The 21,889-nt window shown below is 60.7% G+C and carries 18 protein-coding genes; all 18 read left to right on the plus strand.

Annotated elements, in window-relative coordinates:
• Positions 1 to 244: ParA family protein (locus H5U38_02460; GenBank protein ID MBC7185874.1), on the plus strand; the 244-nt coding region annotated here is incomplete at its 5' end.
• Positions 234 to 1,100, plus strand: coding sequence for a ParB/RepB/Spo0J family partition protein (locus H5U38_02465; GenBank protein MBC7185875.1), 867 nt, complete (start codon positions 234 to 236; stop codon positions 1,098 to 1,100). The genes H5U38_02460 and H5U38_02465, both read left to right, overlap by 11 nt.
• Before the next feature lie 38 nt (positions 1,101 to 1,138).
• Complete coding sequence (locus tag H5U38_02470; GenBank protein ID MBC7185876.1) at positions 1,139 to 2,011, plus strand: M23 family metallopeptidase; 873 nt, start codon at positions 1,139 to 1,141, stop codon at positions 2,009 to 2,011.
• A 45-nt stretch (positions 2,012 to 2,056) separates the two neighbouring features.
• The gene (locus tag H5U38_02475; GenBank protein ID MBC7185877.1) at positions 2,057 to 2,482 is read left to right on the plus strand and encodes a polymer-forming cytoskeletal protein; all 426 of its coding nucleotides are present in this window, start codon (positions 2,057 to 2,059) and stop codon (positions 2,480 to 2,482) included.
• Positions 2,483 to 2,678: 196 nt separating this feature from the next.
• A complete protein-coding gene (locus H5U38_02480) occupies positions 2,679 to 5,579 on the plus strand; it encodes a tetratricopeptide repeat protein (protein MBC7185878.1) in 2,901 nt (966 codons plus the stop codon).
• A 20-nt stretch (positions 5,580 to 5,599) separates the two neighbouring features.
• Entirely contained in the window at positions 5,600 to 10,162 is a 4,563-nt protein-coding gene (locus tag H5U38_02485) for a tetratricopeptide repeat protein (GenBank protein ID MBC7185879.1), read from the plus strand.
• A 13-nt stretch (positions 10,163 to 10,175) separates the two neighbouring features.
• On the plus strand, positions 10,176 to 10,514 hold the full coding sequence (locus H5U38_02490; GenBank protein MBC7185880.1) for a hypothetical protein: 339 nt from the start codon (positions 10,176 to 10,178) through the stop codon (positions 10,512 to 10,514).
• A gap of 92 nt (positions 10,515 to 10,606) precedes the next feature.
• Positions 10,607 to 11,257 carry a MotA/TolQ/ExbB proton channel family protein gene (locus H5U38_02495; protein ID MBC7185881.1) on the plus strand — a complete coding sequence of 217 codons (651 nt, stop codon included), beginning with the start codon at positions 10,607 to 10,609 and terminating at the stop codon, positions 11,255 to 11,257.
• A gap of 1 nt (position 11,258) precedes the next feature.
• Positions 11,259 to 11,810 (plus strand): biopolymer transporter ExbD, encoded by a 552-nt coding sequence (locus H5U38_02500; GenBank protein MBC7185882.1) that lies wholly within the window; start codon positions 11,259 to 11,261, stop codon positions 11,808 to 11,810.
• Positions 11,811 to 11,838: 28 nt separating this feature from the next.
• Positions 11,839 to 12,369 (plus strand): biopolymer transporter ExbD, encoded by a 531-nt coding sequence (locus H5U38_02505; protein MBC7185883.1) that lies wholly within the window; start codon positions 11,839 to 11,841, stop codon positions 12,367 to 12,369.
• Positions 12,370 to 12,403: 34 nt separating this feature from the next.
• Positions 12,404 to 13,435, plus strand: a complete 1,032-nt coding sequence (locus H5U38_02510) for a TonB family protein (GenBank protein MBC7185884.1) — start codon at positions 12,404 to 12,406, stop codon at positions 13,433 to 13,435.
• Positions 13,436 to 13,562: 127 nt separating this feature from the next.
• Positions 13,563 to 15,329 (plus strand): aspartate--tRNA ligase, encoded by a 1,767-nt coding sequence (gene aspS / locus H5U38_02515; GenBank protein ID MBC7185885.1) that lies wholly within the window; start codon positions 13,563 to 13,565, stop codon positions 15,327 to 15,329.
• 137 nt (positions 15,330 to 15,466) lie between these two features.
• Positions 15,467 to 15,733 carry a hypothetical protein gene (locus tag H5U38_02520; protein ID MBC7185886.1) on the plus strand — a complete coding sequence of 89 codons (267 nt, stop codon included), beginning with the start codon at positions 15,467 to 15,469 and terminating at the stop codon, positions 15,731 to 15,733.
• Positions 15,734 to 16,372: 639 nt separating this feature from the next.
• A complete protein-coding gene (locus H5U38_02525) occupies positions 16,373 to 16,633 on the plus strand; it encodes a LysM peptidoglycan-binding domain-containing protein (protein MBC7185887.1) in 261 nt (86 codons plus the stop codon).
• A gap of 264 nt (positions 16,634 to 16,897) precedes the next feature.
• Positions 16,898 to 17,938 carry a PhoH family protein gene (locus tag H5U38_02530; protein MBC7185888.1) on the plus strand — a complete coding sequence of 347 codons (1,041 nt, stop codon included), beginning with the start codon at positions 16,898 to 16,900 and terminating at the stop codon, positions 17,936 to 17,938.
• Positions 17,931 to 20,261: an HDIG domain-containing protein gene (locus H5U38_02535; protein ID MBC7185889.1), complete on the plus strand. Its 2,331-nt coding sequence runs from the start codon at positions 17,931 to 17,933 to the stop codon at positions 20,259 to 20,261. Before H5U38_02530 ends, H5U38_02535 begins: the two co-directional genes overlap by 8 nt.
• A complete protein-coding gene (ybeY, locus tag H5U38_02540; GenBank protein MBC7185890.1) occupies positions 20,258 to 20,728 on the plus strand; it encodes an rRNA maturation RNase YbeY in 471 nt (156 codons plus the stop codon). Before H5U38_02535 ends, ybeY begins: the two co-directional genes overlap by 4 nt.
• A 3-nt stretch (positions 20,729 to 20,731) precedes the next feature.
• A partial coding sequence (locus H5U38_02545; protein MBC7185891.1) for an HlyC/CorC family transporter occupies positions 20,732 to 21,889 on the plus strand: 1,158 nt, incomplete at its 3' end.

The raw sequence follows: 21,889 nt of genomic DNA on the forward strand, positions 1-21,889 counted from the left end.
CGACCTGAAGGTGGAAGGCGTGTTGCTGACCATGTTCGACAGTCGCCTGAACCTGTCACTGCAGGTGGCAGAGGACGTGCGCCGCTATTTCGAAGGGCGGGTGTTTTCCACGGTGATTCACCGCAACGTGCGGCTGAGTGAAGCCCCCAGCTTTGGCAAGCCCATCATCCTCTACGATGCCATCTGCACAGGGGCAGAGAACTACATGCAGCTGGCAGAGGAGATTATCAAGAATGGCTCGTAAACCTGCGCTGGGCAAGGGTCTGCGAGCGCTCATCCCTGACATACCGCCAGGCAATGAGCAAGGTGCGCCCGCGATTCAGGACGTGGCGGTCGACAGCGTGCTCCCCAACCCGTTCCAGCCGCGGGAGCACTTTGACGCGCAAGCGTTGGAGGAGCTCAAGGCCTCCATTGCCGAGAGAGGCTTGGTGCAACCCATCACCGTCCGCCGCTTCGATGGCCGCTATCAGCTCATTGCGGGGGAGCGCCGGCTGCGCGCAGTGCGTGAACTCGGCTTGCCCACCATTCCAGCCTACGTCCTCGACGTTCGCACCGACGAGGAGATGCTGGAGCTTTCCATTATCGAGAACATCCATCGCGAGGACCTCAACCCTCTGGAGGTGGCCCGCGGTTATCAGCGCCTCATCGACGAGTGCCATCTCACCCAGGAGGAAGTCGCGCAGAAGGTCGGGAAAGATCGCTCGACGGTCGCCAACTTCTTGCGGCTTCTTAAACTGCCGCGCCGCATTCAGGAGAGCCTGGCCAATGGCGAACTGAGCATGGGGCACGCTCGTGCCCTCATAACCCTTAACAACAGCGAGGACCAGATCCGCATCTGGCAGCAGACGGTCAAGCACGCCTTATCGGTGCGCCGCGTGGAGCAGCTGGTGCGCGAAGCCATGCAGGGCGCGCGGCAGAGCAAACCACCCGCGCCACGCGATCTGCCGCCACAGCTACGGGAAATGGAAAACCGCTTGCGCCATGCCCTGGCAACCCAGGTGCACATTAAGCCGCGAGGCCAGAGGGGGAGCATCGAGATCGAGTACTACTCCGACGAGGACCTTGAACGCCTCACCGGCCTCATCTGCCGTGCCATGTAGACGCAGGAAAGGGCCGCCCAGGAGGAGGTTGAAACTTCGTGATCAAACACAAGCGACACAAGCGCAGCGTCTCGGTTCTCATCGTCCCGGACGATAAGGGGGAGCCAGTTTCCTTTACCCTCAGCAACCGCCGGGTGCAATGGCTCAAGGTCGGCGGGGTGCTACTGGCTGTGCATATCCTCTTGGGGTTCGCTGCCTACTGGCGCTACGCGGTGGTCCACCAGGAGAATCAGAAACTGATTGCGGTCAACCAGGAGTTGAGAGAGAGCACCCTGCGCATCGAGCAGATGAGCAAGGAGCTGGCCGCGCTCGAGGATTCGCACAACAAGATCAGAGCGGCATTGGGCATCGGTGTGGAAACCAGCCGCCGGCGCAGCGAATCTCTGGCGCGTCTGGGCAGGAGGCCGGAACTCGCGGAGGCTGCTACCGGTGGGCCTGAGTATCCGCCCCGTAGCCAGTCTGACGACCGCACCATGACCTATGTTGAGGAATCCGACAGCAAGACGGAGGACTATGCGCGAAGTCTTCCCACGCTTTTGCCGGTACACGGTTATCTGAGCGCGCGCTTCAGCGCGATGGCAGACGAAAAGGGCAAAATCCACCCGGGCATTGACTTGGTGGCAGACAGCGGGACACCGATTCGAGCCGCAGGCGACGGGATTGTGGTCTTTGCCGGATGGAGCCACGACCTGGGCAACATGGTCCTTCTCTACCATGGGAACGGCTTTTTCACGCTGTATGGCCATGCGCGGCAGGTGCTGGTCTCTTCCCGTGATTTTGTCCGGAAGGGCGACCACATTGCTCTGCTGGGAAGCTCGGGGGAAAGTTCAGGCCCCCATCTTCATTTCGAGGTGTGGAAAGATGGCGTGGCGGTGGATCCCCAAGACTACATTCTTGCGCTGAAGGATTGATGGGGCGCCGCCTGGCGATAGCAGGTCTAACGGAAAGAGGTGTGCATGTCGTGGAAGAAGGATGTAGAGGAGGTGGGGAGAACCGGGGAATTGACTACCATTATTGGGCGCGGCACGGTGATAGAGGGTTCGGTGTCCGTGGTCAATAGCTTGCGGGTAGATGGCCGTATCAATGGCAATGTGTCCGCTACCGAGTCCCTGGTGGTGGGTAAGGATGGAGAGATCAAAGGGGAGGTTAACGTCACCAATGCGGTGATCGGCGGGCGCGTGGAAGGCAAGATACTGGCAAAGGGCAAGGTTGTGCTGGAGGCGAAAGCCTACTTCCGTGGCGAACTCCGTACCAGCAAGCTGGTCATTGATGAAGGTGCCTTCTTTGACGGGAGCTGCCACATGGCAGAGCAGCCTCGCGACAGGAGGCAGGCAGCCAAACAAGGTGCAGAAGGGGAGGTGGTGCCAGTTTCGGCGAGTTGAGCTCCGTGCCTTCGCTCCATCAGTGCACCCGCATGGATCACGATCCGGGCGCTGGTCGGCAAGTGATGCCGAGGTGAGAAGTCGGAATTTCTCTTGACATAGTGCGAAAATGTTCGTATAATACTGCGCAATTGCGTCGTACCTGCCGGCGGGCACCTGAGCCGGATACGGAGGAACACTCTACGCGAGCGGAATCATGAGAGCGTTTCGGCAAGACACAGGGTGGAAGAGGTGGGGCTGCGGGGTGCTCCTCCTCGTGGTGTGCGTGCTCTGCCTGTCGGTGGCGCCGCCTTCTCCTGGCCTGCCGTCCGGTGCGGACCAGGATACTGCTCCCCTGTTTGAGGAACGCCTCCGTGAGTACATCGCCTGGCAGACTGAGGGCTTTCTCACCTGGCTGGTTGCCAAGGAAAAGCAGCTCGTCCAACTGATCAGGCTTGTCTCCGAAGAAGGGGAGGCGCGTGCCAGGGAGGGGCAGCCGATTGAGGAGCTCGGCTTTCCGCTTGTCTACGGCCCTGGCGATTCGCTGGCAGCCGCCTACGCCGCGGAGATCGAACAACTGCTCGCCATCTACGATGACCTCAACAACCTGAGCAAGTCTCTCACGGCAGAGGATCTGCAGCTGTGGGAGGAAGTAGTTCGCACTCGGGATGAAGTCGCCTCGGCCATCGATAACCGCAAGATTTACGCGGAAGTCGGCTATGCCCCTGCCGATCTGGGCGGGCTCATTAAGGAGTTCTCCGGCGAGTTGGACTCGCTCTTGTCCGTGTACGATCGCCTCGACCTGCTGGCGCGTCACCCGGCTGCCCAGGCCAATCCTCAGACCCAAGAGGAGATCGCCCGGCAGAAGGCACAGATTGCAGCTGCGTTGACCCAGGTGCGGCCCCCCTCGGCGGTCGAACAGCGACTGTTGGAGGCCTATCTGGCGGAAGTGGATAGTTTGGTGCGCGTGCTCCAGACATTGGACACGCTTCCTGTTCCCCCTGGTGATAGCGCGGCGGTGGTCAGAGAGACGGTCCTGCGCACAAAGTGGGAGCTCCTGGACAGAATCGACCAACGCATGGTGCGGCTGGCTGGCTACAAGGGACCTCTCCCGGGGACAGGGCCAACCGTGTCGGAGTTTCTTGCTGAATGGGAGAAAGAGCGTTCGGCCGATCTGGAAGCACGCTTTACCCCCTACCTGGTAGCAAAGCGCAGGCTCATCGCCCAAGCCAGTGATGCGCAGCGCGACCGAATGCTGGCCCGCGAACTCAAAGACGCCTTGGCTCAGTACGCGCAAGGTGACTACGTGCTGGCCGAGCTGCAGCTGGCCGCGGTACTCGATGATTATGGCGAGTACTATCGGGGGTTGGACCCGGTAACCTTCTACCGCAGCGAGTGCTTCCTGGCGCAGGGCTTCCTCGACGCCGCACTGGCAGGCTACCAGGAGATTGTGGAGAAGCAGCCGGGCTCCGAGTATTACACCGAATCTCTCCTGCGCCTGATGCAGATAAGCGGCGTGTACGGCTGGAAGGCCGATTTCTACCGCTATTTCGAGCAGTTGGCTGCCGCTGCGGACCGAGCGCACCCCCAGGAGCTGCATAGGGCGTATATGCTGGCCGGCGAGTCTATGTTTCGGGACGGGCGGCTGCAGGCGGCTTTGCAGACACTTGACAAGATTCCCGCCTCCTCGCCTCACTGGCTGGAGGCGCGTTTTCTCACCGGCGTGATCTATGCGGCGCAGAATAACTACAACGAGGCGGTGACCATATTCTCCGAGCTGGCCGACCGCACCACCCTCCCCTGGACTGACCAGCGCGCCGTGGAGATTCGCAACGCGGCGCTACTCAGGCTGGGGCTCATCGCCTACCAGCGGGGTGACTACAGCCGTGCAGAGGAGTACTTTGCCCGCGTTTCGTCCGGTTATGCGGAGCGCGACAAAAGCGTGATCGCCGCAGCTTGGGCAGCGTTCAAGCAGGGCAACTACGAGCTTGCCTTGGCCACGTGCCAGCGGCTGGTGGCGGAATTCCCGGCCTCGTCGTATTCGTACGAAGCAGTGGTACTGGCTGCCCATTGCAGCCGCATCTTGGGCAAGAGCGACCAAGCGCTGGCCGGGCACCGCTATGTGGTTGATGCACAGGGCGTGGTGGACATTGCCGGGCTGTACCGAACAGAGCTTCAGCGCCTCCTTGCGCAGGTGCAGGCACTCAACCGTCTGGAGCGCGAGGCATTGGACCGGCGCGACATGGCCACGTACCCGGAGGTAGTTCGCCTGCGTCAGGCCATCCAGAGGTCGCTGGAGGCGGTGCGCTTCCGCTCCAATCTTGGCACGAGAGTCATCGCAGACTTGCACGAAGAGGCGCAAGGGCTGTTGGACCAGATCGAGGCGCTGGGCGTGCTCATCGCCGATGCCCAGGCTGCGGGGCGCGAGGATCTGGCCAATGAGGCGGATCGACGGCGCTTTCGCCTTCTGGAAATCCTCATCGACTTGCAGAATCGGCCGGCCTCCTTGAACTCGAGCTATTTAGTGGACTTTCCGGCTGTTGCCCGGGAAATGGAGATGCGCTACCGGGCGCAATCCATTGCCACCGTGGTCCGAGAACTTGAAGTCGAACGCAACCGGGTGGCAACCAGTTTGGAGAACATCCGTCAGCTGCAAGCCAATGGCGGGCAGGCACCGTTCAGTGCGCGCTTCGAGCTGGAGCTCATCGAGCGGCGCTTGCGCATGCTGCAAAACAACCTCAGCCGCTTCCGGATGTGGCTGGCGACACAACCCGTCCAGGAGATCGGGTCTCAGCTTCAGGAGTGGGCCGATCGCGCGGGCCTGGAAATGAGCGACATCAGCTACAGCTCGCTGCAAGACCATGAGGCAGCTATCGAAACGTATGCCGACCAGCTGGCGGCAGTCGATGCTCTTTTTGCCCAACGCCGTCAGGCACTGGACGCCTACCTGCAGCAGCTGAATCAGCAGCTGGCCAACCTGAGCGCACAATTGGAAGCAAAGAGAGTGGCCCAAGAGCGGGAAGAACGAGCTCTCTACTTCAAGACCGCCTACTTTGACACTACCGAGAGCGAACAGGTCTTGCCCCGCAAGTCCATGCGACCACAGCAGCAGGACTAACTGAGATGGAGCCTATGCGCATGCAGCCAAGAAGGTCACCGGTGGCAAGGGCCTTGCTGGTAGCAGGGATTGTCCTGGTGGTCGCCGGGTCATCTCTGGCGCAGACGTCTGCGGATTCGCTGACCATGGTGCTCAAGTCGCTGTATGGCGATAGCGTCGTGGCCAGCTACTCACTGGAGGAGTTGCAGGCCTACCGCCAGCTGTACGCCAGCCGCTTGGCGGCACGCGAGAAGGAGCGGGTGGCCCTTCGCCAGCGTGGCATCCGCGACGCCGAGCTCTTTGTTGCTCAAAATCCGCAGAGTCGCATCCTCGACGAAGTGATGATGCGCCTTGCCGAGCTTCACTATGAACAGGCAGAGGACGATTACCTGGCGGCTATGCGCCAGTACGAGGAGGAGCTTGCCGCCTTCGAGCGCGGCGAGAGGAACTCCCCTCCAGTGGAGCCGCGCAAGGATTTTAGCAAGGCATTAGCCCTGCTGCAGACGGTGAGGGAGAGGTTTCCGCACAGCCAGTACGTGGACGATGCCCTCTACAACCAGGCTTTTATCCTTGAAGCATTGGGCCAGGATACCGTGGCGGTGGGGCTGTATCAGCGCGTGGTGGAGGAATTCCCGCAAAGCAGCTATCTGCCCAATGCGCTCATGCGCATCGGGGAGTATTACTTCAGCCCGCCGCGGAACGATTTGCCTAAGGCCATCGAGTTCTACCGGCAGGTCCTCAAGTTCTCGGACAGCCCCCGCTACGATGAGGCTTTGTACCGCTTGGGATGGAGTCACTATCGGCTCAGCCAATTCCCTGAGGCTGTATCCTACTTTACGCTGCTGGCGGATGACATCGATCGGTACTCGCCCTTGGACGCCCGCGGGGCCTTCACCAACCCGGCCCTGCGTGACGAATCGGTCGAGTACATCGCCATCAGCTTCTTGGATTACGGGGGACCCGCGCGTGCTGCAGACTACCTGAACAAGATCGGCGGGCGACCGTATGGCGCGCAGATTCTCAAGCGCATGGGCGACGGCTACCTGAGGGAGAAGGAAGAGTTCCGCAACGCCATCTATGCCTACGAGCTGCTCCTGGCCCTCTATCCCGACAGTCCGCTGGCGCCGGCGGTGCAAAGCCGCATTGTCGAGGCTTATCGTCTGCTCAAAGATGAGCCTAAGGCGTATCTGAGCCGGAATCAACTGGTGAGTCTCTATGGCGAAGGCTCCAGTTGGTGGGCGAAGAACACCGACCCAGGCGTACGGGCAGAGGCGCAACGGCTGGCTGAAGAGGCCTTGCGCGACAATATCACCTTCCTGTACCAGAAAGGCGAAGCCACAGGTGACCGGGATTTTTACGAGCAGGCAGTTAGTGACAGTCGAAAGTACTTGGAAAAGTTCCCTGCCGATTCCAGTGCGCCGCGCATTCACTGGAACATGGCCTTGACGCTTGATGCTCACCTGCACGACTATGCGGCCGCTTACACGGAGTACATCGCAATTAGCCAGAAATATTGGAATTCGCGCTATCAGAGGCAGGCGGCCGAAAACGCCGTTGCCTTAGCGCGCGAGGCGGCCCGAGAAGCGGTGGCGGCTGCTGCTGCCCAGGCGGCAGTTGCCCGCGAGCAACAGCCAGGGGCGGTGACCAAGGAGAGTGCGGCAACCATCCATGCGCGTCTTGTCCATCCGCCGACGCCACTCCACCCGGCGGAGGAACGCCTCGCCGAGGCATACGATAACTACATCATGCTCTTCCCCCACGAGCCGCAGACGGCGCGCATGTTGGTCAATGCCGGGGCGCTGTACTACAACCACAATCAATTCAAAGAGGCGCTCAAGTACTTCAAGACGCTTGTCAAACACTTCCCCGACAGTGAAGAGCTGGCGAGCGCTCGGTATATCATCATGGAAAGCTACTTCGGCAAAATGGATTTTGCCAGTGCCGAGGTAGTGGCAAAGAAGATCATAGAGGACAACCCCTCGCCGGAGCTGGTCACCAAGGCGCGCCGTAGGCTTGCGGAATCCATCTTCTTGGCCGCCGAGCTGCTCGCCGAATCGGAGGAGCACTACAAGGCAGGGGAAGAATTTGACCGCGTGGTGGCGGAGGTTCCCGATATTGAATTTGGCGACCTGGCGCTGTTCAATGCTGCGCTGGAGTTCGACAAGGCCAAGGAGTTCAATCGCGCCATCGAAACCTATCTCCGCTTGTTAGCTGGCTGGCCCGCTTCTGCCTATCGCCTGGACGCGCTCAACAACTTGGCTTTCGATTACCGGGAGGTGGACGATTTCCACAACGCGGCGTTGACCTACGGGCGACTCGCTGAGCTGCACAGCGACCCGGAGAAGGCCAAGGATGCCTTGTACAATGCCAGCATTTGCCATGCAGCCGCTGAGGAATGGGAACAAGCCATCCGCGTGAACCGCCAGTTTCTCGCTCGCTACCCAGACGCCAGGGAAGCCGAAGACCTCGCGTACGACATCGCTGGCTACTATCTGAAGCTGAAGGATTGGCAGAACGCCAGCGCGGCCTATGGGGAGTTTGTCAGCAAGTACCCAGCGTCGCCCCGCGTGGTGGAGAGCTACTACCGGCGCGGCGAATACTTTGCCGAGGCTGGCGACGGCGAACGTGCCGCCAGCGAGTACCGCAGGGCGGTGAGTAGCCACGAGGAGCTGAAGGCAAAGGGGTTGCCAGGCAACGACTTCTACGCCGCCGAAGCCCTCTTTGCACTTTGTGAACTTCAGTATGCTCGTTTTGCTGCCATTGAACTCCGGCTGCCCAAGACCCAACTGCAGCGCTCGCTGCAGGAGAAGCGCGACCTCCTGTTGCAGTTGGTGAAAGACTACACGCGCGTGGCCAGCATGGGGACGCTAAGGCTTTACGAGGCCACCTACCGCGTAGGCACCTGCTACGAAGAGTTCGCACGTAGTTACGCGCGCCAGGAAATCCCACGGCTGGACCCTGCTGAGGAAGCGGTTGCGCGGAACGAGGCGGCCGAGGTGGCCGCTCAACTCTACCGCCGGGCCACCGATTCCTACCGCAATTCGATTGGCGTATTGACGCGTCTTGCGGAGGATTACCGGCGCCAGCTCCCTGTGCCGCCAGGCGCCGATTCGCTGCAGGTCGCTGCGAGCGACAGCGTTCTTCGGGTGGCCAACCGCTGGATCGGGCGGTGCAAGGAGAAGGTGTGTGAAAACCTCTATACCATTGGCGAGTTGAAAAAAGCCTCAGCCGAACGACTCCTTGCCGTGCCGCTGCCACCCGGCCTTGACCTGCTTACTGCCGTTGAGTACCGTCGCCAGCTGTTGATGGTCGCCGTAAAGCCGCTACTTGATGACGCAGCTGGCGCCTATGCAGAGAGCGTTGAGGCGGCGGAACAACTTGGCGTACAAAACCAGCTTGTGGCACTCGCCAAGAGCAGCGCCATTGAGGTCTCGAATATGCTCCCGGACCTCTTTGCCGCCTTGGCGGCTGAGGTCCTGCAAGATTACCGGAACAGGGAGGCCCAGTATCTCGCCCTGCTGGAGACGGGTGCTCGCGTGACCCAAGCCGGTGAGGAGCTGGTGGAGCTGGCAGATCAGATGGCCAATTTGCTGGAATTTGGCGCGGCATTTGCAGTCAATTTCAGCCAGGGCTACCAGGAAACCCTAAACCGCGCGCGCAAACACGGACTCGATGGCCAAGGGGTGGCCGTCACTGAACAGAAACTGACCCAGAGTCTCTTCCACTACGTCGAAAGACTCGATAGCATCTCTGGCACGACCAAGCAGCGCGGCCAGGCGTTTGTGGCCCGTTATCGCGAGCAGCAAGAAGAGTTGTACAAGAAGGCCGCCCTCACTTTCCAGGATAATTACTTCGCTGCCCACGACGGATTGCAGCAGATCCTGCGTGCTGGTGTCGCAGCCTGCGATTCGCTTGGCATCGACAATGTCTGGGCCAGAAACCTGGTTCTGCACTTGGCGCGTTTCGAGCCCGACGCCTACGCGCCTCGCCTCGGCCTTCAGGTAATGGCGGATACGCTGGCCACCGATCTCGAATGGCGAGCGGCCTCGCAGTACACCAAGGGCTGGCCAGCGCTGGATTTTGACGATCAGAGTTGGGCAGTGCCAACGGTGGTGGTGCATGTGGGGGGCCACACTGGGCCGCCGGGTTTGTACCTCTGGTGCGTGCACCCTGAAACGGTGAGTGTACGCTTCGACTCCCTCGCCCAAGCCTTTGTGCCGCAGGTGGAACAACGGCGCGGACCGGTGGCCTACCTGCGGCGCAGGTTCAGCGTCGAGGGTCTGCCGGTGGCCGGTCAGGTGCGCCTGGCTGCAGATGGCTCCTATAACCTGTTCGTCAACGGGAACTTTGTGGCACAGGTCGTTCAGCCGCCAGAAAAGCCGCTTGGCGTGTACGTGCACGAGGTGACCGACCTCCTCCAAGAGGGAGAGAACGTGGTGGCCGTCGAGGCGAAAGATGTGGACGGCGAAATCGATGGCCTGCAGGTGCTGCTGACGTGGCGCACCATTCCCGGGTGGAAGGAAGAGCGGCAGCGACTTGCTCCGCTCGTGCTGGACGAGAAGGAAAAGGAGCTGCTTATCCAAAAGCGGGAGCAGATCCCTTAAGCTGAGGTCGCACATGCGAGTTCTGTTTACTCTGGTGACATTTGTAGGGGGGGCGCTGATGCTGCAGGTGCGTCCTCTCGCTGCTCAGGAGCAGACTAAGCCTGCGGCTACTCAACAAGTCCAGGAAGAGGTGCTGCCGCCTATCCTCATCGTCACGGTTGTGGAAAAGCCCAGTGTGGCAATCCTGCCCAAGCGCGTCAAGCCGGAGTTCAAGACACCCCTTTTCGTGGAGAGGAGTTTTGAGCGCGAGCTGCGGGAAGTCCCCGCCGGGTTGACCGGCTTCCAGGAAGAACTGGAGTCGGCCAAGAAAATCAAGCGCCTCGAGAAGCTCATTGCTCGCGAAAAAAAGTAGCGTGGCTGCTCGCTTCAAGACGTTGCCTTTAGCAGTGAGCCACAGTCCCTTTGCAGAGGAGAGCCAAGGAACCTTATGCGTGGAGGTGTTGCATGTCTGAATTGATCAGCGGTTTCAGTCCCAGCAGCGCGGGATACCTATTCATGTGGTTACTTCTCTTCATCGCCGCGGTGGCGGTGGCCATCTTCATCGAGCGCTTCATCTACATCAAGCTGAAGAGCGATATCAATGCCACGACGTTTATGGCTGAGATTCGCAAGCGGGTCAAGGCTGGGGAGTACCGCGAGGCCTTGGCGCTGTGCGAGGCTGCGAAAGACCGGGCCTTGGCGCGGGTTGTCTCCGCCGGGCTGCGCAAAGTGAGCGAGAGCGAGACCGTCGATTTCCGCTCGATCCAGAATGCGGTGGACGAGGGGACACTGGAGGTCATTCCCAAGCTGCAGAACCGCACCGGTTATCTGGCCATGATTGCCAATGTGGCCACGCTCATCGGCTTAATGGGCACGGTGTATGGTTTGATCATTGCATTTCGCAGCGTGTCGGGTCCGGGTATCGACCCGGCGGAGAAGGCGCGCCTCCTGGCAGCAGGCATCGCCGTGGCGATGAACACGACCTTTTTCGGCCTGATCATTGCGGTGCCGACCATCATCGCCTACACCTGGTTGCACAACAAGACCACCAAGATCATCGACGAGATCGATGAGCACATGGTCAAGTTGATTAACTTGATAACTGGGAATCAATAGCATGGCATTTCGACCTTCGCTCAGAAGCAGCCGCACCTTCGCCGAGCAGGTGGAGATCAACCTCTTTCCGGTGATGAACCTGATGGTGGTCCTCATCCCCCTGCTGCTGTCCACGGTGACATTTGTGCGCATCGGGGTCATCCAGCTTGACCTACCGCCGGCGCCGCTGGTGCAAGGACCGGGTGCCAGTGGCATGCCTACAGAGATGGCGCGCACCTTGGATTTGGCAGTCAGCATCACCGAACAGGGCTTTTACATCTCTAGCGCGCTCGGTGTGCTGAGGGGTGAAGGCGGTGGTCCCTACATCCCCAAGAAGCTTAGCGAGGACGGCTCGCAGGTGTACGACTATGAGCGCTTGTCCAGCGTGCTCCTTGAGATCAAGAGTCGGGCTCAGGGGAAATTTGCTGATGACGAGCGCATTATCATCAATGCGGACCCAGGGGTCCGTTATCAGGTGGTTGTTTCGACCATGGACGCCGCGCGCTCGTGCCAGGTAGAGGGCCGCACAGTGAGCCTCTTTCCGCAGGTGGCGCTCGCCGCCGGCATCCAGTGACGCCAAGAGCTTCGTCTGGGAGTAAGCAATGGCCTATATTCCCTCGCGCATCAAGAAGCATGATACCAACCCAGGCAAGAGGTTCCTCAACTTGACCTCCTTGATGGACATGTTCACCATCATCCTGGTGTTCTTGCTGAAGAGCTACTCTACGGAGGGCGGGTTGATTCACCCCTCGGAGAACTTGACCCTGCCCAAGTCCACTGTGGAGAAGATTCCCGAGACGGCGTTGGACGTGATCGTCTCCAAGGAGACGGTCGTGGTGAACGAAGACGTCGTGGAGACGGTGGCGAACGTGGCGCAGCAAGAGGGGCTGATCGTGCCGAGACTCCGGGACAAGCTTAAGGTCTACGCTGACCGCGCCAAGGAGGCCGAGCAGAAGTACGGCATCAAGTTCTCGGGCAGGGTGAACGTCCAGGCAGACAAAGACCTCGAGTATGGCATCCTGGTGAAGGTTCTCGCCACCTGCGGCGCGTGTGAGTACACGAACCTGCATCTGGCCGTCTACCAGCTGGAACGTCCCACCGGACGCCCCGCGGAGACGGCTTCTCCTATGTAGCAAGGCGGCGCTGCCGCGCCAGCGGAGGAGTACTGTGGTTGCAACTGAGATGGCGTTGCCCAAAGAGTACCGGAAGGGCTGGTTTGCAGGAGTGAGCCGCACCTTTGTGCTCATTCTGGTCGCTTCCGTGGTTGTCCATTTTGGGCTAATGGTTCTGCTTCTTTCGCGGCCCAAGCAGGAGAAAGAGGAGGTGCCCGCTGCTACTCAGGCGCGCCTCGCCACGCTCATCGTGCGTCATGCGCAGCCGCCAAAGGAGACTCCGTTGCGAGCAAGTGTAACCGTGCCAGCGCCAAGAGAGGCGAGGGAAGCAGCGCCAGGCGGGGCTGATGTGGCCTCGCGGACGCCCAGGAGAGGGACCGCTTCCAGCACGCCTGGGAGCGGGGTGGTTGGTACCGGCGTAGAGGGACCGCTTTCGGCTGGCCATGCGCGGACACGCGACCGACTGGCGGCGGAGGCGTCCTCCACTGGCATCCTGCGAGTTCTCAACGCAGGAAGCGGTGCAGCAGGCGATCAGGCGCGGGAACTCCTCGGCGGGGAGGAGCCGAGCGCCGACATAGGCGCGGTGCTGGGAAGCGTGGGTGGGCTCAAGAGCACAGGGGCGCCTACCCGTGAGCGAGAGGTGCGTGGCACCCGCACCACGGAAACAGGCACCATCGACACCCTGTTGGATGAGCTCGGCACCGCGACCTCTTCTACCGTCGTCAGGGGCGGAAGCCTGGTGGTGGGGCCAGTCACCCCCGTTGGGCGCGAAGGTGAGGTGACGACCCTGGCGGGACGAGATCCGGACCAGGTGTCGAAAGTGGTGAACGGCCACAACGACGCCATCGAATACTGCTACCAGAAGGAGCTAAAGCGCAACCCCACACTCAAGGGGAAACTGGTGGTTCGCTTCACCATCAACCCGCAGGGGAAAGTCAGCAGCGCTACCATCGTGTCGTCCACCCTGAACAGCCCGGAGCTTGAGGCGTGCATCCTGCGCCGTATCCAACGCTGGGACGATTTTGGCGCAGTGGATGCATCACTGGGGGATGCCACCTTTCGTCAGGTCTACACCTTCGGTTTCTGACCACCCTTGCTTGGCAAGGCTCAGCTGACGCCGAGGTGCCTAACGCGGTAGCTCGTCGACCGTGGCGCACAGCTCACGGTCTTTTTTGTGACCGGCCAGCGGTCCTATGTGGCACATGTCGTGAGGAGTGCTGAAGAGCAAACGAACTCACACCTGTGGAGAACTGCGCGCCTGCCATCAAGGGCAGGAGGTGACGGTGATGGGGTGGGTGCGCCATCGCCGTGACCATGGCGGCATCTTCTTCGTGGACTTGGTAGACCGTTACGGCCTGGTGCAGATCAACTTTGATGCCTCGGCACATCCGAAGCTCTGTGAGCAGGCGCGGGAGCTGAAGGCAGAATGGGTGGTAGCGGTCACGGGCACAGTGCGCATGCGACCGGAGGGGATGCGGAACCCAAACCTGGCAACCGGCGACATCGAGGTGGTGGCTAACGAGCTGGAAGTGCTCAACAAGGCCAAGACGCCGCCGTTCGAGATCAAGGATCCGGTTGAAGCCTCCGAGGAACTGCGCCTCACTTACCGTTACCTTGACTTGCGCCGGCCGGAACTGCAGAAGAACATGTTGCTCAGGCACCGCGTCTACCAGGTGGTGCGACGCTACCTGGATGCGCACGGTTTTGTGGAGATCGAGACGCCCTTCCTCATCAAGAGCACACCGGAGGGCGCACGTGACTATCTGGTGCCGAGCAGGATCCACAAGGGGAGGTTCTACGCCCTGCCCCAGTCGCCGCAAACCTACAAGCAGCTCCTGATGGTGGCGGGGTTCGATCGCTATTTCCAGATTGTCCGCTGTTTCCGCGACGAAGACCTGCGCGCCGACCGCCAGCCAGAGTTCACTCAGATCGACATGGAGATGTCCTTCGTCGACGCCGACGATGTGCGCGCCGTGTGCGAGGGGCTGATGGCAGAGGTGCTGGAGCAGGTGCTCGGTTATCAGCTCGCCACGCCTTTGCCCGTGTTGCCCTACGATGAGGCCATGGCCAAGTACGGCACTGACAAACCTGATTTGCGCTTTGCACTCCCCATCACCGACATCAGTTCCTTGGTGGCAGGGAGCCAGTTCCGCGTGTTTGCCGAGACCGTGAACAGCGGCGGTATGGTCGCCGGCCTGTGCGTGCCGCAGGCAGAGGTCTTCACCAGGAAGAAAGTCGATGACCTGACCGCTGCTGCCAAAGAGCTGGGGGGGAAAGGGCTGGTGGCCTTGAAGGTGACGCCCGACGGCTGGGAAGGAGGCGCGGCCAAGTTCTTTTCCGCAGCGGAGATTGCTGCCGTCAACGCCGCCATGCATGCGACTGCCGGGCAGATGCTCTTCCTGGTGGCGGATCGCCGGGAGGTGTGCCTACCAGTGTTGGGGGCCCTCCGCCTGCGGCTGGGCAAGGAATTGGGCCTCATCGACGAAGGTAAGATCAGCTTGTTGTGGGTGACAGACTTCCCGCTCCTGGAGTACAGCCAGGAAGAAGGGCGCTTTGTGGCCATGCACCACCCTTTCACCTCGCCGCTCCGCGAGGATATTCCCCTTTTGCAAACATCACCGGAGCGGGTACGGGCGCAAGCCTATGACCTGGTTTTCAATGGCACCGAGGTCGCCGGCGGCAGCATCCGTATTCATGATGCTGAACTGCAGCGGGAGGTGTTCCGCGTGCTAGCTATTTCGCAAGAAGAAGCGGAACGGAAATTTGGCTTTCTCCTGGAGGCGCTGCAGTACGGGGCGCCGCCACATGGCGGCATCGCCTTTGGCTTCGACCGACTGGTAATGCTTCTGGCGGGCAAGGAGACTATCAGAGATGTAATTGCCTTTCCCAAGACAACGAGCGCGCTTTCCCTCATGGACGGGGCTCCCAGTGAGATCTCGCCCGAGCAACTGCGGGAGCTGGGGCTGCGTCTTGCCGAGTAGAAGAGGCGGCCAAAAAGTGCGCCCCGGAGGTACGATTTTGCTTGACAATTATCACTTTTTTTCGTATTATACCACAGCAAACTGGTGGTGGGTTGGCGAAAATGGCTCATTGGTCCCCAGAAAGGAGGTGTAGCCCGATGCGCAAGACGCTCAAGACAGGGTGGGTCCTCGGACTGGCTATGCTGCTCTTAGTGAGCTTTGCGGTGGGGTGCGCAAAGCACCCGAGCCAGGAGCAGCTGAACAAGCTGGAAGAGACCAAGCAGGCAGCGCTGGCCGCTGAAGACCAGCTCAAGGCCAAGGACGCCGAGAAGGCGTCGCTCGACAAGGAGTTGGCGGCCAAGCAGCAAGAACTGGCCAAGTGCCAGCAGGAGAAGAAGGCTGTGGCGGAGCGGTTGGGCAAGTAGGTGTAACAGAAAAACCATTGCCAAGCGGAAGCGAAGGAGGAAATCGCGATGAGGATTTCGGCTAAATGGTTGCTCAGCCTCGCGGTTGTGCTCGGCTTGTTCTTGCTCGTCGACGCCACGGTCGCCCTCTCTGCGGAAAAGATGAGCATGGACGAGTACCGTGCCGAGCTGGCCAAGTGGCAGAAGCGCGAGGCCGACGCGAAGGCTGCAATCGCGGTACGCGACAAGGAGATCCAGACGCTCAAGGAGCAGATCGCCAAGGCTGACGCGGACTTGGCCTCTTGCTGGGACGAGATCTATGCCCTGTTGGGAGTGGACAAGGCAGCAGTCGACGCCTACCGCGCTTCGTTGCAGGCCATTCAGAAACAGGTGGATGGGCTGGCTGCACTGAGTCCAGAGGAGCTGTTCAAGAAGAAAGAAGAACTTGCGGCCCTGAGCGCCCAGCTTGCCGACAAGAAGAAGAGCCCCATCTACGCCTTGTCGGAGATGCGCGAGTTGGTCGCTGGCATCGAGGCGAAGATCGCCGATGTCGAGGCGCGCATGCCCAAGGCGGTATACGACAGCTATGTGGTGGTGAAGGGCGACTACCTCTGGAAGATCTCCGGCAAGAAGGAGATCTACGGGGACCCATACCAGTGGATGAAGATCTACTCGGTCAACCGCGACCTGATCAAGGATCCCGACCTCATCTACCCGGATTGGGTGCTGAAGATCTTGCGCGGCTGCGGACCTGACCAGTACATCGTGGTCAAGGGCGACTTTTTGCAGAAAATCGCCAAAGACCCCAGTGTGCTCAATGACCCGGCGGCGTGGACCAAGATCTACGAGGCCAACAAGTCGGTCATCGGGAATAATCCGAACCTGATTTACCCGCACACGGTCTTGGTCATCCCCAAGTAGGTCGACCGAGTCGTTGCAACACGCAGGGTATGGGGCTTCGGGCCACGGGACGAGTGGCAGGTTGAAGTCGCTCTGGTTCCCTAAACTGCGGGAATCAGACCGGATGGATGGCAAGCCATAGGCTGTCCCCCAGCTCGGGCCCAGGCGGTGGGTCCGCGCCACGCCCAAGGGACCTGGGCGGGCCACTGCAGCAGATCCGAACAAGAGCTCCCAGTTCTCCAGGCGCTGGCCAGAAACTGGGAGCTTTTTCATGACATGGAGCGCATGGAGACGAGCACAGAGGAAACACAAGAAGAAGCAGTACGTCGCATTCCCCTGCCGGGCATCGACCAGGTGGCCCTATTCGGCTCGCAGGATGCATACCTCAAGCTACTGCAGCGCGAGTTTGGTGTGCACATGGTTGCGCGCGGGGCACAGCTTCTCCTGCGCGGCGAGCCCGAGGCAGTGCAGCTGGTGGAACAGGCTCTCACCGAGTTAATCGCCATGGTGGGCCGTGGGGTGCACCTTACGGCCCACGACGTTGCCACGGTGATCGGTCTGGTGAAAAGCAGCGGTGCGACTGCCAGCACCGTTGCCGAGCCCCGCTCTGCGGAGAAGCGTGAGCCCCTCCCAGTGGTGCTGATGGCGCATCGGGGACCCATCCGCCCACGGTCGGAGGGACAGGCGCGGTATGTACGGCTGGTTGATGAGAACGACATCGTCTTCGCGATCGGGCCGGCGGGCACCGGAAAGACCTACCTTGCCGTCGCCATGGCCGTTGCCCACCTGCAGGCTCGCGAAGTGGAGCGCATTATTTTGGCGCGTCCCGCAGTGGAGGCCGGGGAAAGCCTCGGCTTTCTCCCCGGGGACCTGAAGGAGAAGGTGGACCCCTACCTTCGCCCTCTTTACGATGCCCTCTACGACATGCTCCCGGCAGAAAAACTCCGGCGCTTCCTCGAGGTCGGGGTCATCGAAATCGTGCCGCTGGCCTACATGCGCGGGCGCACCCTGAATCATGCCTTTGTCATTCTGGATGAGGCGCAGAACAGCACAGCCCTGCAGATGAAGATGTTCCTCACGCGCCTGGGCATCGGCTCGAAAGCCATCATCACCGGGGACATTACCCAAATCGACCTGCCGGCTTCCAGCGAATCGGGCCTGGTACAGATCCAACGAGTAGTCAACGGCATCGAAGGCATCGCCTTTGCTTACTTGAGCGAGCAGGACGTCGTGCGGCATCGCCTCGTCAGAGACATCATACGCGCCTACGACAACTTCCAGAGCAGGAAGCAGGCGGAAAAGACAGGGGAGGAAAACCATGGCTGATGGCGCGACAAGCCGCAGCGGGGCAAAGGACTACCTCCAAGCGCTGGTGTCGCGCCTTTTCCGCAGGGGGCGCACCAACCGCAAGCAGAAGGAGTGGAGTCCTCAGACTATCACCTGGGTGCAGGCGGGGGTGGCTGCGGCCATGGTGGTGTGCGTGGCGCTGATGTTCCCGGGTGCGGACTCCGTGGACACCTTCAACCTGCGCGAGGGGGATGTCTACATCGGCGACCAAATCATTGCCCCTTTCACTTTCGCCATCAACAAGAGCCCACAGGAGTATGCGGCGGATGTTGAGGCGGCCAAGCGCCGCGTGCCCCCCGTGTTCGTGCGGCGCGCTGACGTGACGAACCAGCAGCTTTCCGCGCTGGAAAGTTTTCTCGAGCAACTTTACGACGTGTGGTCCGCTCCCGGAAGCGCTGTGCAGAAGAGCGATTCGCTGTCCGGGCTGTTCAGGCGCTTCAATATCGTCATGACCGACAACGACATCAGCTTCTTCCTGGAGCGGAAACCGCCATTGCGGCGCACGCGGCTACCCTTGAAGGCGAACGGGGAAGTGGGCACTGCCCGCCTACTGAGCATGGTGCGGGAGGTGGTGACCGAAGCGTTGAAAGTGGGGGTCCTCGATACCGAGAAAGACCGCCTGCCTACAGGGGCTGAGAAGATCTCTGTCGTCAGTGACGGCGTGGAGACGATCGAGCAGCTGGCCTACTATCGCGGGCCAAGAGAGGCGCAGAATTTTGCCTTGGAAAAGATCCGTCAGCAAGCCGCCGACGACGCCCAGATGACCAAGGTCGCATTTCAGATCGCCATCCGTTTCTTGCAGCCCAATGTTTTTCTCGATGCGGCAGAGACCCAGGCGCGAGTTGCTGCAGAGGTGGCCAGCGTGCCTCGTGCCAAGGGCATGGTGCTGCAGGGGGAGCGAATTATCGATAGCCACGAAAAGGTCACTGCGCACCACGTGGAAGTGCTTGCCTCGCTGGCCGAGGCGCGCGCAGAGCAGGGCTCCCACACGCTGGTCACACTGGCGTTGCGCTTTCTTGGCAGAATGCTCCTGGCTGCAGTGGCTTTGGGAGTGGTGGCGCTTTTCCTGTACCGCGAGCGGCGATCGTTGCTCTTCGACCCGCGGCAGCTGCTCCTGCTGGCGCTGGTCGTACTGCTTGTGGTTGCAGTGGCCTATGGCGTGAACCGCTTGTCGCTGTCCAGCAACCTCATTCCTGTTGCCGTCGCTGCCATGTTGCTCACTATTTTCTTCGACGCGCGGGCGGCCTTCATTTCCATTGTGGGACTCGGACTTATTCTGGGCGGCATGCGTGGGAATGACTTCGCGGTGGTCGCTACCGCCGTGGTGGTGGGGAGTGTGGCTATCTTTTCCGTCACGAAGGTGCAAAAGCGCAACTGGGTTGTGCGTTCCATGCTGATGACCAGCCTGGCTTACGCAGTGTGCATAACGGTTCTCGGCCTCCTGCGGGACGCCCCTTTTTCTGCCTTGGTGAAAGAATGGGCTTACGGCCTTACCAACGGCATTGTGAGTCCGCTGATGGCGTACGGCCTGGTGGTCGTGCTGGAGCTGGCTTTCGAAATCACCACCGACATGACCTATTTGGAGCTTTCCGACCTCAACAATCCTTTGCTGCGCGAGCTGGCCCTCGTGGCGCCCGGAACTTACCACCACAGCATCATGGTGGGCAACTTGGCGGAAGCGGCAGCAGAGGTCATCGGTGCCAATGGCTTGCTGGTACGGGTGGGTGCCTACTACCACGACATCGGCAAGATGGAGAAACCCGACTATTTCGTCGAAAACCAACGGGGCGGCCGCAACCCGCAGGACCGGCTCAGCCCTACAATGAGCGCCCTGGTGCTGCTCAACCACGTGCGGCGCGGCGTGGAAATGGCCAAGGAACACGGACTGCCCGTGGAGATCCGGGATTGCATCGAACAGCACCACGGCACCTCCGTGATGGCCTACTTCTACGAGAAGGCAAAGGGACAAAACGGGGGCAATGCAGTGCGGGAGGACGAATTTCGCTACCCAGGGCCCAAACCCCAGACGAAGGAGACCGCATTGCTCATGCTCGCCGACGCCGTGGAGGCAGCATCGCGCTCCCTGCGCGATCCGTCCGTGAGCAGGCTGAGGGCCTTGGTTTCGCAAATCATTGATGACCGGTTCCGCGCGGGAGAACTGGATGAGAGCCCTCTCACCTTGCGGGATCTGAACAAGGTGGGCGAGGCCTTTCTCAAGATCCTCATCGGGCGTTACCACCACCGCGTGGAATACCCGAAGAGCGAGGGTCAGGACGCCGCCAGCCAGGAGGCCAGGCGGTGAGAAAGGAAAGCGGTGTGGTGCGCGTGTTCAATGCCCACCCGAGAAGGCATTTTCCGGTGCGGCAGATCAAGAGGTTGGCGGAGCTGGTCCTGACGGCCGAAGGCGCCAGCGAGGCGCGCGACGTCAACGTGGTGCTTTGTGACGATGACCGGCTGCAGGAACTGAACAGGCGTTTCCTTGGGCACGACTACCCTACTGACGTAGTGGCTTTTCAACTGGCAGACGAGCCTGGGGTGGTGGAGGGCGAAGTCTACGTGAGCCTGGACCGCGCAGATGAACAGGCCCGCACCGTGGGGGTGCGCTTTGAAAACGAAGTCGGTCGCCTGGTTGTCCACGGCATCCTGCATTTGCTCGGGTATGAGGATGAAGAGGCCGCGGCTGCAGGGCAAATGCACGTGCGTCAGGAGGAATACCTGAGACTCTTCGCAGAAAGGCAAGCCGCTACGGAGAGCAAGAGAGGGAATTGAGAGGTGTTCGGCTCGGTACTCATTGGGCTGGTCTTTCTCGTACTGCTGGTTGGATTCTCGGCGATGACCTCCGCAGCGGAGACGTCGTTTTTCGCCCTTTCGCAGTTAGAGCTTGAACGGATGCGCGAGGGAGGAAAGGGATCAGCTGCCCAGGTTGTTCGTCTTCGCGCGCAGCCACGTCGGCTCCTGGTCACCATTCTGACGGCCAATACGGCGGCGAATGTGGCGGCGGCCGTGGTTGCCACGCTCACTTTCACGCGCCTTGCCGAGCCGCTCGGCCTAAGCCGCAGCTTAGCGGCAACCCTTGCGGGGGTCGCCATCACCGTGGCGATTCTGGTCTTCGCGGAGCTGACGCCGAAGCTCATTGCCACCCGCAACCCTCTCCACATAGCAACTCGTCTGTCGGGCTTTGTGCTGGTGCTCTGGTACCTCCTCTACCCGGTCACCCTCTTCCTCAACGCTGTGGCCGATGGAGTTGCGCGCCTTCCTGGCGCTCGTCCTGAGGGCCTTGCCCTTTCCCAGGATGAGCTGAAAGCGATGGTCGAGGTGGCTGATCAGCATGGCTACCTGGAGGAGGAAGAGCGGGAGATGATCCACTCCATCTTTGAGTTCGGGGAAACGCAGGTGCGTGAGATCATGGTGCCGCGTATGGACATGGTATGCGCAGAAACGGGCGCGAGCATGGCCGAACTGGTGGAGCTCATTACCCGTCACGGCCACACGCGCATCCCTCTCTACGAGCACAATATCGACAACATCCGTGGGATCATCCACGCCAAAGACCTGCTGCCCTATTTGAACCAACCTGAGGCCAGACCGTCACTGGAAAGCCTTGCGCGGCCGGCCATCTTTGTGCCGGAGAGCAAACCCATCAACGACATGCTGAAGGAGTTCCAAGCGCAGCGTACCCACATGGCCATCGTCGTGGATGAGTACGGCGGCACGGTCGGTCTGGTCACGCTGGAAGACGTAATCGAAGAAATTGTCGGCGAGATCCAGGATGAGTACGACGAGGAGCCGTCGCTGGTGCGCCGCATTGACGATCATACTTGGCTGGTGGACGCCAAGATCAACATCGAGGAGCTCAACGAAGCGTTAGGCCTCCAGCTGCCCACCGAGGAGGGGTACGATACCTTGGGTGGCTTTCTGTTGCAGCGCATG

It is taken from the genome of Calditrichota bacterium (assembly GCA_014359355.1).
GTDB lineage: Bacteria > Zhuqueibacterota > Zhuqueibacteria > JANLFK01 > Oleimicrobiaceae > Oleimicrobium.

What these genes read in the sequence shown, in the direction of transcription:
- H5U38_02480 (MBC7185878.1), top strand. Translation starts at nt 2,679, where the DNA reads ATGAGAGCGTTTCGGCAAGACACAGGGTGGAAGAGGTGGGGCTGCGGG.
- H5U38_02530 (MBC7185888.1), top strand. Translation starts at nt 16,898, where the DNA reads ATGGAGACGAGCACAGAGGAAACACAAGAAGAAGCAGTACGTCGCATT.
- H5U38_02475 (MBC7185877.1), top strand. Translation starts at nt 2,057, where the DNA reads ATGTCGTGGAAGAAGGATGTAGAGGAGGTGGGGAGAACCGGGGAATTG.
- H5U38_02505 (MBC7185883.1), top strand. Translation starts at nt 11,839, where the DNA reads ATGGCCTATATTCCCTCGCGCATCAAGAAGCATGATACCAACCCAGGC.
- H5U38_02490 (MBC7185880.1), top strand. Translation starts at nt 10,176, where the DNA reads ATGCGAGTTCTGTTTACTCTGGTGACATTTGTAGGGGGGGCGCTGATG.
- H5U38_02525 (MBC7185887.1), top strand. Translation starts at nt 16,373, where the DNA reads ATGAAGATCTACTCGGTCAACCGCGACCTGATCAAGGATCCCGACCTC.
- H5U38_02535 (MBC7185889.1), top strand. Translation starts at nt 17,931, where the DNA reads ATGGCTGATGGCGCGACAAGCCGCAGCGGGGCAAAGGACTACCTCCAA.
- H5U38_02465 (MBC7185875.1), top strand. Translation starts at nt 234, where the DNA reads ATGGCTCGTAAACCTGCGCTGGGCAAGGGTCTGCGAGCGCTCATCCCT.
- H5U38_02495 (MBC7185881.1), top strand. Translation starts at nt 10,607, where the DNA reads ATGTCTGAATTGATCAGCGGTTTCAGTCCCAGCAGCGCGGGATACCTA.
- H5U38_02500 (MBC7185882.1), top strand. Translation starts at nt 11,259, where the DNA reads ATGGCATTTCGACCTTCGCTCAGAAGCAGCCGCACCTTCGCCGAGCAG.
- H5U38_02520 (MBC7185886.1), top strand. Translation starts at nt 15,467, where the DNA reads ATGCGCAAGACGCTCAAGACAGGGTGGGTCCTCGGACTGGCTATGCTG.
- H5U38_02485 (MBC7185879.1), top strand. Translation starts at nt 5,600, where the DNA reads ATGCAGCCAAGAAGGTCACCGGTGGCAAGGGCCTTGCTGGTAGCAGGG.